Source organism: Brevibacillus agri, from assembly GCF_004117055.1.
Classification (GTDB): Bacteria; Bacillota; Bacilli; order Brevibacillales; family Brevibacillaceae; genus Brevibacillus; species Brevibacillus agri.
Genome location: NZ_CP026363.1, coordinates 773,001 through 785,849, shown reverse-complemented (window position 1 = coordinate 785,849; position 12,849 = coordinate 773,001). Strand labels below are relative to the sequence as shown.

At 55.6% G+C, this 12,849-nt stretch carries 12 protein-coding genes; 6 read left to right on the top strand and 6 right to left on the bottom strand.

The window, feature by feature from the left end; genetic code table 11:
- Positions 1 to 177: 177 nt before the first annotated feature.
- On the bottom strand, positions 178 to 855 hold the full coding sequence (locus tag BA6348_RS04035) for an MgtC/SapB family protein (protein WP_007778358.1): 678 nt from the start codon (positions 853 to 855) through the stop codon (positions 178 to 180).
- A 191-nt stretch (positions 856 to 1,046) separates the two neighbouring features.
- Positions 1,047 to 2,402 carry an MATE family efflux transporter gene (locus tag BA6348_RS04030; protein ID WP_005830117.1) on the bottom strand — a complete coding sequence of 452 codons (1,356 nt, stop codon included), beginning with the start codon at positions 2,400 to 2,402 and terminating at the stop codon, positions 1,047 to 1,049.
- Positions 2,403 to 2,684: 282 nt separating this feature from the next.
- Here BA6348_RS04030 and BA6348_RS04025 point away from each other — a divergent pair, with 282 nt between their 5' ends.
- From BA6348_RS04025 to BA6348_RS04000, 6 genes are all read left to right on the top strand, one after another.
- On the top strand, positions 2,685 to 4,040 hold the full coding sequence (locus BA6348_RS04025) for an LLM class flavin-dependent oxidoreductase (RefSeq protein ID WP_122952568.1): 1,356 nt from the start codon (positions 2,685 to 2,687) through the stop codon (positions 4,038 to 4,040).
- Positions 4,041 to 4,124: 84 nt separating this feature from the next.
- Positions 4,125 to 4,625 (top strand): GNAT family N-acetyltransferase, encoded by a 501-nt coding sequence (locus BA6348_RS04020; protein ID WP_005830121.1) that lies wholly within the window; start codon positions 4,125 to 4,127, stop codon positions 4,623 to 4,625.
- A gap of 52 nt (positions 4,626 to 4,677) precedes the next feature.
- Complete coding sequence (locus BA6348_RS04015) at positions 4,678 to 5,481, top strand: amino acid ABC transporter substrate-binding protein (protein WP_007778352.1); 804 nt, start codon at positions 4,678 to 4,680, stop codon at positions 5,479 to 5,481.
- 14 nt (positions 5,482 to 5,495) lie between these two features.
- Complete coding sequence (locus BA6348_RS04010; protein WP_007778349.1) at positions 5,496 to 6,167, top strand: amino acid ABC transporter permease; 672 nt, start codon at positions 5,496 to 5,498, stop codon at positions 6,165 to 6,167.
- Positions 6,168 to 6,179: 12 nt separating this feature from the next.
- The gene (locus tag BA6348_RS04005; protein ID WP_025848081.1) at positions 6,180 to 6,932 is read left to right on the top strand and encodes an amino acid ABC transporter ATP-binding protein; all 753 of its coding nucleotides are present in this window, start codon (positions 6,180 to 6,182) and stop codon (positions 6,930 to 6,932) included.
- Positions 6,933 to 6,956: 24 nt separating this feature from the next.
- On the top strand, positions 6,957 to 8,342 hold the full coding sequence (locus BA6348_RS04000; protein ID WP_122952567.1) for an MmgE/PrpD family protein: 1,386 nt from the start codon (positions 6,957 to 6,959) through the stop codon (positions 8,340 to 8,342).
- An 81-nt stretch (positions 8,343 to 8,423) separates the two neighbouring features.
- On the opposite strand, the gene BA6348_RS03995 is transcribed toward BA6348_RS04000, so the two are convergent.
- From BA6348_RS03995 to BA6348_RS03980, 4 genes are read right to left on the bottom strand one after another with little or no spacing between them, the layout of a single operon-like run.
- The gene (locus BA6348_RS03995) at positions 8,424 to 10,133 is read right to left on the bottom strand and encodes an adenine deaminase (RefSeq protein WP_122952566.1); all 1,710 of its coding nucleotides are present in this window, start codon (positions 10,131 to 10,133) and stop codon (positions 8,424 to 8,426) included.
- A 17-nt stretch (positions 10,134 to 10,150) separates the two neighbouring features.
- Positions 10,151 to 11,212: an ABC transporter ATP-binding protein gene (locus BA6348_RS03990; protein ID WP_007778343.1), complete on the bottom strand. Its 1,062-nt coding sequence runs from the start codon at positions 11,210 to 11,212 to the stop codon at positions 10,151 to 10,153.
- A 16-nt stretch (positions 11,213 to 11,228) separates the two neighbouring features.
- Positions 11,229 to 12,017, bottom strand: a complete 789-nt coding sequence (locus BA6348_RS03985) for an ABC transporter permease (protein WP_005830134.1) — start codon at positions 12,015 to 12,017, stop codon at positions 11,229 to 11,231.
- A gap of 5 nt (positions 12,018 to 12,022) precedes the next feature.
- On the bottom strand, positions 12,023 to 12,844 hold the full coding sequence (locus BA6348_RS03980; protein ID WP_005830136.1) for an ABC transporter permease: 822 nt from the start codon (positions 12,842 to 12,844) through the stop codon (positions 12,023 to 12,025).
- Positions 12,845 to 12,849: the final 5 nt, after the last annotated feature.

Here is a 12,849-nt window from a genome sequence, read left to right as displayed (position 1 = left end):
ATGAATGATTGCCTCTTTTATCATGTCCACTTTTTCCATTTTGGAATGAGAGCAGACGTATTCATTTAAAATGATAATGATTTTCATTCTTGTTATCAAGAGCAGAAGTGTTCCTCGCATGCAAAAAGACCGCAGCGCCATCTGCAAACGGTCAGCTACGGTCTTTGTTTCTACCCCTTATCTACTCTCTACCTCAACAGAAATGACGTGATCGACAGCTTTCAGCAAGCTGTAAATGTCGGTCGTATATGTGTTTTCCGAAGCGGTAATCATCATTTCCAACTTTTGCAATCCGTTGTCCAGGTCTTTGACCTTGACCCGTTTTACCTGCAGGTCGATGTGCTTGATCTGTTTGAAAACGCCGTCCAGATCGCCGCCCCCTTCGACGACAATCTTGATCGACAAATCCCGCTGCCGCAAAGACTCGGGACCGATCCATTTGAGAATGAGCGGAAACAGGTTGATCGCCAAAATAATCAGGATGGTCGCTGTCACCGCCTCAAAGTAATACCCCGCCCCTACGGCAATACCCAGTCCGGAGGCAGCCCAGACCATGGAAGCCGTGGTCAGCCCGGAGATTACATCGTTGCTTCTGCGCAAAATCACGCCAGCTCCGAGAAAACCGACGCCGCTCACGATTTGCGCGGCCAGGCGCAGCGGGTCCATGTTGGTGTGTCCAGGCAAGGAGAACCGATGTACCGACTCAATCGAGACAATCGTAATCAGGCAGCTCGCCACTGATATGACCATGCTTGTTTTCACGCCAAGCGGCTTATGCTTGAGCTGTCTGTCCATCCCGATCAGCAAGCCCAGAAACATCGCTATCCCCAGCTTCATCAAAAAATCATACGTCATTCGCTTCTCCTCCCCCTTTCAATGTCAGCTTTTCTCCCATCACTCTATTAGAAAGTATATACGCTCTCCTTGAAAAATAGGAGAGAAATTTTTCATGGCTGCTCATAGTGTAAGCTGGCCCTTCTGTCTTCATGCAAAAAACGGGAAACCCCTCATCCGGAGTTTTCCCGCTTTGCTTGCGCCACGCTTGGTTACGAGACGCTGCGTATCATGCGTTTTTGCAGGGACAGCAGGCGTCCGAACAGGAAGATCGCGCCTGCCGCCAAGCCTGTAATCAGCCCGATCCAGTAGCCAAAGGCAGCCAGCGAGGTGTACTGCGCCAGGACGTACCCGAGCGGCAGCCCGATGACCCAGTACGAGACAAGGGCGACGATAAACGTGACCGTAACGTCCTTGTAGCCGCGCAAAATCCCCTGGATCGGCGCCGCCACCGCATCGGAAATCAAAAACAGAATCGAGTACATCAAAAAGTGCTGCGTAAGCTCCAAAACCTCGATGTCCGTCGTATAAAATCCGGCAACCTGCCTGTTGAACAGCAGCAAGCCTGTGCCGAACAGCAGGGCAAGTCCAGTGGCGATGCCGATGCCCAAATAGCTGTACTGCTTGGCGTCGCGAAACCGCTTCGCCCCGACCTCGAAGCCGACCACGATAGTCAAAGCCATCGAGATGCTGAGCGGAACCATGTAAATAAACGAAGCGAAGTTCATCGCCGCCTGGTGCGCCGCAATCGTAATCGTGCTGTACTCGCTCATGAACAAGGTAACAGCGGCAAAAATGCTCACTTCGAAAAAGATCGAAAAGCCGATCGGCAAGCCGAGCTTGAGCAGCTCTTTCCACGCGCTCATGGAGACGCGGTAAAACTTGCGGAACACCCCGAAATCGGTAAACGGCTGCACGCGCTGCACGACAACCAGGCTAATCAGCAAAATGCACCAGTAAGTCAGCGCCGAGGCGTAGCCCGCCCCGATTCCGCCCAGGCGCGGCAAACCGAAGTTGCCGAAAATCAGGGCGTAGTTCAGCACGACGTTGATTGGCAGCGAGAGCAGCGTAATGAACATGGTAATTCTCGTCTCCCCCAACGCGTCGATGAAGCAGCGAATGACCGTGTAGAGAAACAAAGGCACAATCCCGATGGCTATCGCATGCAGGAAGCCGCGGGCAATGTGTCTGACGTCGCTTTCGAGCTGCATGCTGTTCAACACCGGCTCAAGCGCCAAGCCGCCGACGATCAGCACCCCGATGGCAATCGCCACTCCCAGGTACAGTGCCTGCATGACCGTGTAGGGCACCTGGTCTTTGCGCTGCGCTCCGATCATTTGCGCCACCATCGGCATCACTGCCATGAGAATACCCGTCAATCCGGCTTGAATCGGCGTCCAGAGGCTGGCCCCGATCGCCACTCCGGCCAAGTCAGTCGGACTGGCGTGCCCGGACATGATCGTATCGGCAAAAGTCATGGAGAAAAGCGCCAACTGCGATATAAGGATGGGCAGCAACACCATCAGAAACTGCCGCCACTTTTCTTTTAACGAATAAGTCTCATGCATGATTGTTCTTCCTCATTTACATTAGAAATATCTACACCATTAATATAGTAGAAACGTGTTGAAAAGCACTGCAAAAAGCTTCTCTATGCACTTTAGCACAAAATGAAAGTCTAGCATAAGAAAATTGCAGACATCGCGAAAGAAAACTCACTGTTAAAATTTTTTATATACATTGACAATGGTGCGCGAACAGGCGTATATTTTAAAACTATAAAAACCGACTATTTAAATTGGAATTGTGCACTTTGATTCCTACCCACAACCAAAGGAGCGTAGAAGGAGATGGCACAGGCCCCCAAACATCTGAAAATCGGCGTTTTTCTCGCCGGCACTGGTCATCACGTCGCATCCTGGCGTCACCCTCATGCGCAAACCGACGGCAGCATGAACCTCGCCTATTTTCAGCAACTGGCGCAAACAGCCGAACGCGGCAAGCTGGATATGCTGTTTCTCGCGGACAGCCTGTCGATCAGTCCCGACTCCCATCCGAATGTGCTGGCACGCTTTGAACCGTTTACGCTGTTGTCGGCGCTGTCTGCCGTCACTTCGAAAATCGGCCTGGCCGCCACAGCGTCTACGACGTACAGCGAGCCTTTTCATATCGCCCGCCAGTTCGCTTCGCTCGATCACATCAGCAACGGCCGTGCAGCGTGGAATGTCGTCACCTCCTCGATCGAATCGACGGCCTTGAACTTTAGCGGAGAAAAGCATCCCGAGCACAGCCTGCGCTATCAGCGCGCAGAAGAATTTGTCGAGGTCGTAAAAGGACTGTGGGATTCCTGGGAAGACGACGCCCTCATTCGCGAGCAGGAATCCGGCGTTTTTTTCGATCCGGCCAAGTTGCATGAGTTGCAGCACCGCGGCGAGTTCTTTTCCGTTCGCGGACCGTTGAACGTAGCCAGACCGCCCCAGGGGCATCCCGTCATCATTCAGGCAGGGTCTTCCGAGCCCGGTCAGCACCTGGCCGCCCGCACAGCGGAAGTCATTTTCACGGCGCAAAACAACTTGCCGGACGCCCAAGCCTTTTACCAAAGCGTGAAGGCAAAAGTCGTCTCCTACGGCCGCTCTCCTGACGAGGTGAGCATCATGCCGGGAATCTTCCCGGTTCTCGGCAATACGGAAGAAGCCGCACAGGCCAAATTCCAGCAGCTTCAAGAGCTGATTTTGCCCTCTGTCGGGTTGAAAATTCTTTCCAGCTATCTCGGCGGCTTCGATCTGACGCCGTATCCGCTCGACGGTCCGCTGCCAGACATCGACATCCCGGAGACGAACAGCGTAAAAAGCCGCTTCGAGCTGGTGCTGAACCTGGCGCGCCGGGAAAAGCTGACGATCCGCCAGCTTTATCAGTACATCGCCGGATCGCGCGGCCACCACATCTTTGTCGGGACGCCAGAGCAGCTTGCGGACGAGATGGAGGAATGGGTGCAGCAAGGCGGCTGCGACGGCTTCAATCTGATGCCGCCTCTTTTGCCAGAGGGTCTGGACGTGTTCGTCGATGAGGTCGTGCCGCTCCTTCAGCAGCGCGGGCTGTTCCGCACCGAATACGAAGGCAATACGCTGCGCGAGCATCTCGGCTTAAAGCGCCCTGCCAATCGTTATACGAACCGGCAAGCCAACGGGACACACGTATCCAGCTAAAACATAAACGCCGCAAACGGCCAGCCGATGCCGACAAACGTATCGCCTGGACCCGTTTGCCGCGAGAAGTGCGAGGGAGACAACATGACAACAACTTTCCGTCTGGCAACCGCTGACGATGCAGCAGAGCTGCTGGACCTGACGCTGCGAGCCTACGCTCCCATCCGCGAGTTGGGCATTCACTTTGCCGCAGCCACAGCCGACCTGGCACTCGTCCAGAAAAATATCCACAACAACGCCTGCTACGTCCTGGAGGAAGCTGGGCGGATTCAGGCAACCGTCTCGCTGCGCATGCCTTGGGGACCTCAGCCCGGACCGTTTGGCCTTCCCCATATATGGTGGTTCGCCGTCGATCCGGCCATCGGCAAAAAAGGCGTCGGCTCCACTCTCTTGACATGGGTGGAGGAAAGCATTGTCCGGGATACATTGAAGGCTCCTGCCGTATCGCTCGGCACGGCCGACAAGCATCCGTGGCTATCCGCCATGTACGAGCGCAGAGGCTATGTGCGTGCCGGAGAAGCCGATCTCGGCCGCGGCCACACGACGATCTTTTTCCGCAAAGAGCTGTACACGCCACTGCCATAGCTCAACGGGCGCAGCACTCCCCCAAAAAATCAACCAACTAGGAGAGATTCACATGAAAAAACATAAAGGCATCCTCGCGATTACACTCGGCCTCTCCCTCCTGCTCGCTGCCTGCGGCAGTGGCGGCGAGCAGGCTGCATCAGGCGCCCAGGAGGAAAAAGTTTTACGCGTAGGCGCAACAGGCCAAAGCTACCCGTTCGCTTACAAGGAAGGGGAAAAGCTGCAAGGCTTCGACGTCGAAGTTGCAGAGACAATCGCAGCGAAGCTCGGCTACAAAATCGAATGGCACCTCGCCGAGTTCAGCGGCGTGATGGGCCAGCTTGAAACAGGCCGGATTGATACGGTCGCCAACCAGGTAGCCGTTACGGATGAGCGCAAGCAGAAGTTCAACTTTTCCCAAACCTACGCTTACGCCGGAACGCAAATCATCGTCAAAAACGACAACAACGACATCCATTCCGTCGCCGATCTGAAAGGAAAAACCGTCGGAGCGGTGCTCGGCTCGAACCATACGAAAAACTTGCAAAAACAGGACCCGAACAACGAAATCAACATCCGCACCTACGAGACGCAAGAAGGCACGCTCAACGACGTCGCCTACGGCCGGATCGACGCCTACATCAACGGACGCAGCGTGCTCCTGGCGCAAATCGAAAAAACCGGGCTGCCGCTGAAGCTGGCCGGAGATCCGATCACCTATGAGGAAGTAGCCTTCCCGTTCCCGAAAGACGAGAAACACGACCAACTGCGCACAGAGTTTGACAAAGTGCTCACAGAGCTGCGCGATAACGGCACCCTGAAGCAGCTCTCAGAAAAATATTTCAAGGCTGATGTTACGGCGCCAATCCAGAAATAGGCGGTGCGTGCACGATGAATTTTGACGGGCAATACATGCTAGAGGTTTTCCCTACCTTGCTCAAATATTTGCCGCTCACGTTGGTAATGGCGGTCGTCGCGATGATTTTCGCCATTGCCATTGGGCTTGTGCTCGCTCTCATCACGAAAAACCGGGTACCCGTGCTCTATCAGCTCGCCAACGTGTACATTTCCTTTTTTCGCGCCACGCCTACGCTCGTTCAGCTTTTTCTGATCTACTACGGCTTGCCGCAGCTTTTCCCGTCGTTTAGCGCGATGAACGCCTTGACGGCAGCGATTATTGGCTTGAGCATCAAAAATTCGGCTTATTTGGCGGAGATTTTCCGTGCCGCCCTGGACTCTGTCGAGAACGGCCAGCTTGAGGCGTGTCTGGCTGTCGGCATGACCAAGGCCCAGGCGTACCGTCGCATCATCCTCCCGCAAGCGACACGCAATGCCATCCCCGCCTCGGGCAATACGTTTATCGGGCTGGTGAAGGAGACGTCTCTCGCCTTTACGCTCGGGGTCGCCGAGCTGTTCGCCCAAGGAAAAATGATGGCGTCTGCGTCGCTGAAGTTTTTCGAAATCTACCTCGCCGTCGCGATTGTGTACTGGGCGTTGACGATCGTCTACAGTCTCCTGCAGGAATGGCTGGAAAAACGACTGAGCAGGCCATATAAAAACTAGCGAGGGATTGCCATGATTAAAGTAACGAATCTGCGCAAGCAGTTTAACGATCTGGTCGTGCTGGACGGCATCGACATCGAAGTGGCGCAGGGCGAGGTCGTCGCCATCATCGGCCCTTCCGGCTCAGGAAAATCAACGCTTTTGCGCTGCCTCAACCTGCTGGAAAGCCCGGACGCCGGACGAATCGAAATCGGGCAGGCCACACTGGACGCCCAGAAATACTCGCGCAAGGAAGCGCACCACCTGCGCCAGCAGACCGCGATGGTTTTTCAAAACTACAACCTGTTCAAAAACCGGACCGCGCTGCAAAACGTCACGGAATCGCTCATCATCACGAAAAAGATGAAGCAGAGCGAAGCGGACAAAATCGGCAGGGCGCTTCTGGAGCAGGTCGGTCTGGCGCACAAGGCCGACAGCTACCCGATCACCTTGTCAGGGGGCCAGCAGCAGCGCGTTGCCATCGCCCGCGCGCTCGCTGTCGACCCGCATGCGATTTTGCTCGATGAGCCGACCTCCGCGCTCGATCCCGAGCTGGTGGCAGAGGTTTTGCAAGTCATCAAGGCGATTGCGGAAAAGCGCACGACCATGCTGATCGTCACGCACGAGATGGCTTTTGCCCGCCATGTAGCGGATCGCATCATTTTCATGGCGGATGGCAAAATCGTCGAGCAAGGAACCCCCGAAGAACTGTTTGACCGCCCGCAAAACCAGCGCACGCAGCGGTTTTTGCAGCAAATAAACGCCCCGGCCTCCTTCATCTCGTAGGCGGGGAAAGGGAGTGGCCCTACCGTGACACATGTACATGCGAGCACAGGACGAGACAGACGGCTGACAGAGAAGCTGGCTGATCTCGTCGTTTCTTCTCGCCCGGAAAACGACGCTGCCGCCATGGCAGCAGCGCGGCTGGGAATTCTGGACTACCTGGCTGCCAGCTTTGCCGCGCGCGAGGATGCGGGCCTGGCGAAGCTGTGGAGCATTACCGAAGCAGAAGGCGGCCGCGCCGAAGTTCCTGTCATCGGGCAACAGCGCAAGGCCAGTTTTCTTTCGGCTGCCCTGTTGAACGGCTACATCGGGCACGCGCTCGATTTTGACGACGTGCATTCCGATGTGCGCGGCCATCCCAGCACAGTGATTTTGCCTGCGCTCATCTCCGTGGCCGCCGTGTCTTCCGTCAGCGGCCAGCGGTTTCTCGCCGCCTATGTCATCGGCGTCGAAGTCATGGCCCGTCTCGGACGCGCGATTGGGGACGCCCATTACATCAAAGGCTGGCACAATACGTCTACGCTCGGGGTGATCGCAGCCGCAGTTGCGGCAGGCTACGCCAAAGGCTTTTCTGCCGAACAGTTACAAAAAGCGATCGGCTTTGCCGCCACCCAGGCGAGCGGCCTGCGCGCGCAATTCGGCACGGAAACAAAGCCGCTGCACGCAGGGCTCGCCGCCCAGTCTGCCTTGCTTGCAGTCAGACTGGCGGAAGCAGACTTCGGCGGCAGCTCGCAGGCGCTGGACGGGAAACACGGCTTTTTTGCCGTCTACGGAGATCCAGAGCTGGCAAACTCCGTGCTGCTGCAAGACTGGGGCGCCTCCTGGCGAATCGTCACGCCGGGACTCTGGTTCAAAATTTATCCGTTTTGCTCCGCTGCCCATCACGCTGCGGACGCGGCTGTTCGCCTGGCGGCGCGCCACGCCTTTGCGCCTGCTGAGCTGGAGGCGGTTCGCATCATTTTTCCGCCCGAGGGGGACGCTGCGCTCGTCGAGAGAGAGCCGCGCACGGGCGAGCAAGGGCGCTTCAGCGTCGAGTATGTGGCGAGCCTCGCTTTGCACAGACGCTCGCTGTCTTTGGAAAGCTTCACGGCAGCGCCGATTGCCCCGGACATTCTCGCCTTTTTGCCGCGTGTACAGCGGGCCTACGACAGCCAGATCGCGCCCGCGCCGGAAGCGGTGCCCAAAGGGCGTTTTACCATCGTCGAGATCACGACAAAAGCCGGACAGGTGTATTGCGAGCGCGTCGATCGTCCGCGCGGCGCTCCGGGCAATGCGCTGACCGCAGCAGAAGTGCAGCAAAAGCTCGCTGACGTGCTGACAGCCGATCCCACGCTTGCCGAGCGGTTGGCGAGCACGACTGCCTCGCTCGCGTCAGAGGCCGATACGGCACACCTCTTGGCGCTGCTGGCATGAACAATGCATTGCCGATGCACATGCAAATATGCAAATAACCCCGGGAGCACATCTGCTGTTCCCGGGGTTTGCTATGTCATCCTACATCAAAAGCAGCGGCACGACTTTTCCTGCATTCACATCAATCAGGCCCAAATCGGTCAGCTTCAGCGCAGGGCTGACTGGCAGCGAATGCGTGCTGATCGACATGATCGGGTTGTAGTGCTCGTACCCGAGCGATTCCATGGCCCGGCGCAGCTTCTCGACTTCCTTCGCCGTCTTCTCCAACGGTTCCTCTGTCAAAATACCGCCGACAGGCAAGAGCAGGTTGGCGATTACTTTGCCGTCCTCGACTACGCAAAAACCGCCCTGGTTGCGGATGACCTCGTTGGCTGCCACCATCATGTCGTGCGGATTGTGGCCGACGACGAGCAAGTTGTGGTTATCGTGCGAATAGCTGGTCGCTACCGCTCCGCGCTTGATCGTGTCGCCGCTGATTAGCCCGTAGCCGCGGTTGCCGTTTTTGCCGTAGCGCTCAAAGACCGCGATCAGGCCGTACGGGCTTTCTTCCCAGCACACCTTTCCTTCCCGCACCTCGACGATCCCGCGGTGATCCTCGGTAAACGTCGAGCCATTCTGGACGAGCATGACACGGCATGGATAGCGGTTGTCCGGCGCATCTGTAGTGACCTGGAAGTCGCTCTCTGTGAGCGGCGACAGCTTGATGCTCTCGTAAAAATGCGCCGGGAACTGCTTCGTCCGCGCGACCTGACGGTATTGTTCGCGGGCGTCGAACGCTTTTTGCCCGTTTTTGTACACTTGCTCAATCACAAGCTCGCGCAAATCCGACACGAGTACAAAATCGGCAATCTTGCCCGGAGCAATCGCCCCGCGATCCGTCATGTTCATGCGTCTTGCTGGTGTAAACGTACTGGCGTAAATAGCGCGCTCCGGCGGCATGCCCATGCCGATCGCCTTTTTCACGATATGGTTCAGATGGCCGCGCTTGTACAGCGAGTCGGTCATCACATCGTCCGTCACAAAGCAAAAATGCTCGGAAACATCTTCGCGGATCAAGTAGTCCATGACTTCTTCTGTCATTGACTTTTCCTGAACCTCCAAAAACATGCCCGCCGCGATTCTCGCTTCCATACCTTCCGCCGTCTGGTGCGTATGGTCGGAGTCCACGCCCGCGTAAATGACGCGATGCAAATCCAGGTCAAGCAGCTTCGGCACGTGCCCCTCGACGACCAGCTTCGGATACGTTTTGCGAATGTGCTCCAAAATCCGGTTCGTTTTGCAGTTCTCGTCGCGGATGATATCCACGTAGTTCATGATCTCGCCCATGCAGACGATGTCGCCGGAGGCCAACAACTCGTCCATGTCGGCAATTTCCACGGACCCTCCAGTCGTCTCCATCGAGGTCGCCGGAACAGAGCTTGGAATCGCGTACTTCATGTCTACTACGCAGTCCTGGCTGGCGCGGATCATTTCCTTGACCCCTTCGATTCCGAACACGTTCGCCATCTCGTGCGGCTCCGGGACGATTGTCGTCACTCCGTTTTGAATCAATCCGTAAGAAAACGTCTCCGGGGTTACCATCGTGCTTTCGATATGCAGATGGATGTCGACCAGGCCGGGGATCATGTAGCGGCCTTGGCCGTCGATGATCTCGCTCGCTTCAAACGTCTCGGCATTCCGCTCGCCGATGTAGAGAAAGCGCCCGTCCAGAACCGCGACGTTTCCTTCCCGGAACTGTTTGAAATAGCTGTTGAACACTTGTACGTTTTGAATCAATAAATCAACTTTCACAAAAAGCCCTCCTGTCTTTAGTCCACGAGCACCACTTTGTCTTTCGGGAACAGCAGGTTGACCTTTTGGCCGCTCCGATAAGGGGTCTCCATTTCCTGGTTGACGGTAAAGTCGCCCAGCTCTGTTTCCACGACGTACTGATAGCTGCGGCCCAAAAACGTGCTGACTTTGACGCTGCCGTGCAAACGGTTCATGCCTGGCTGATCGGCCTCTTCGGTCGTCACCAGCAGATCGTCCGGACGCATCGCGCATTTTTTGCCGGTAGGACTTGCTGTTCCAGGGTGCTTGGCTGCTACGAACTGATGGCTGCCCACGCGCAGTCCGATCTCTCCGTTCGCTTCCGTGCGCTCGGCGAAGTCGATGAAGTTGGTAAAGCCGATAAACCGCGCGATAAACTCGGTCTTCGGATATTTGAAAATCGTCGCCGGGTCGTCCAGTTGCTCGATAATTCCTTTGTTCATGATCGCCACCTGGTCGGAGATGGAGAAGCACTCCTCCTGGTCATGCGACACGTACACTGTCGTAATGCCCAGCTCCTGCTGGATGCGGCGAATTTCCACGCGCATGTTGATCCGCAGGTTCGCATCGAGGTTGCTTAGCGGTTCGTCGAACAACAGCAGATCAGGCTGAATCACCAGGGCACGGGCAATCGCCACGCGCTGTCTTTGCCCGCCGGACAGCTCCTTGGGGAACCGTTTTTCAAAACCGCCAAGACTGACAACCTCCAAAATTTGCAGGACGCGCTGCTTGACCTCTGCTTCATTCACCTTGCGCAGACGCAGGCCGAACGCCACGTTGTCGAAGACGGACAAGTGCGGAAACAAGGCGTAGCTCTGAAACACAAACCCGAAGTTGCGCTTGTTGACCGGCACCCGCGTATAGTCCTTGCCGTCAAACAGGAAGCGGCCGTCCTTTGCTTCCAGAAACCCCGCGATCAGGCGCAGCGTCGTCGTTTTGCCGCAGCCGCTCGGCCCCAGCAGGGAGATGAGCTGGCCCTTCTCGATATTCAGATTGAAGTTTTGCAAAATGTACTGATTGTCATAGGCAACCGATACGTTTTCCAGCGTGAGCAATGCCATATGTTTGATGCCTCCGTTATCGTTTTGTAAAGTAGGAAAGCCCCATCAATCGTTCGATGATGAACATGAGAACAGCCGTAATCATCATGAGCACGACAGAAATGGCAGCGATCGTCGGGTCGAAGTTGTTTTCCACGTAAGTCAGCATCTGGATCGGCAGCGTGCTTACTCCCGGTCCGGTCATGAACACAGAGATATCGACGTTGTTGAAAGACTCCAGAAAAGCAATCAGAATCGCCGCAATAATTCCGGAGCGAATGTTAGGCAAAACGACCTTGAAAAACGTCTCCAGCCGGCCAGCGCCGAGACTGAGCGCCGCCTCTTCAATGGCGAAATCGAAGTTGGACAGGCTGGACGCGATGACGCGAATGATAAAAGGAAGCATCAGCACCGTATGGCCGACGAGCAGCCCGGCGTAAATCGGCAAATGATAGACGACAATGACGTATTTCAGCATGGCAAAGCCCATGACAATTCCCGGAATCAGGACAGGCGAGATGAAAATGCCGTTCAACAGCCCTTTGCCGCGAAACTGGAAGCGGCTGAGCGCATACGCCGCCGGAATCCCGAGCAAAAGCGCCAGCAGATTGCCCAGTAACGATACGAGCATCGACGTCTGGAACGTCGTCATGAACATTTCTACGTTAAAGATGTTTTCATACCAGCGCAGGGAGAAGCCTTCCGGCGGGAATTTCAGGACGCTCCCAGGCTCAAACGATGTAAAGGATATGATAATGAGCGGCCCGAGCAAAAAAGCAAAGACGAGAAGGGTAAACAGGGCCAACCCGCGATTTTTTTCCTGCATAGCTTCTACCCCTTCGGATTTAGTTTCGTCGCCAGCTTGTTCATGAAGGAAATGACGACAAACGTAATGACGATCATGATCGTGGCAATGACCGAAGCCATGTACCAGTCGTTTAGCGTAATCGCGTTCTGGTAGAGAAACGTCGAGATGACGCGTTGCTTCCCGCCCAGCAGCGCAGGTGTAGTGTAGGCGGTCAGGCTGCCGACAAACACGAGAATGCTGCCGATGATAAGCCCTGGCACACTAAGCGGTACAATCACCTGGCGGAACGCCGTAAATTTGGACGCGCCCAGGCTTTCGGCCGCTTTGATTAAATCCGGGTCGATGTTTTCCATCACGCCCACCAGCGTAATGATGATGAGCGGCAGGAACAGATGGATCAGACCGATCATCATCGCAGTCGGGGTGTACAAGATTTCCAGCGGTTTTTCAATCAGTCCGATCGACAACAGCGAGCTGTTCAGCAAGCCTTTTTTGCCGAGAATAATCATCCAGGAAAACGAGCGCACGACAGAGCTGGTCAGCAGCGGGAAAATCGCCAATGCCAGCAAAATCCCCTTTTTGCGCGGGCCTAACTTGGAAATGTAGTACGCAGCCGGAAAGCCGAGCAGGATGCAGGCAATGGTCGTGACGAGACTGACCTGCAGCGTCGTCAGCAAAATTTTCATGAAATACTTGTCCGTCAAAAACTGCATGTAGCCTTGCAGGGTAAAGCTTCCTTCATGGAAAAACGTGGACGCAATCGTCAGCACGATCGGAATGACCATGAACAGCGTCAAAAACAGCACACCAGGCAGCAGCAATAAATAAAGACCCTTTTTTCTCATTCAAT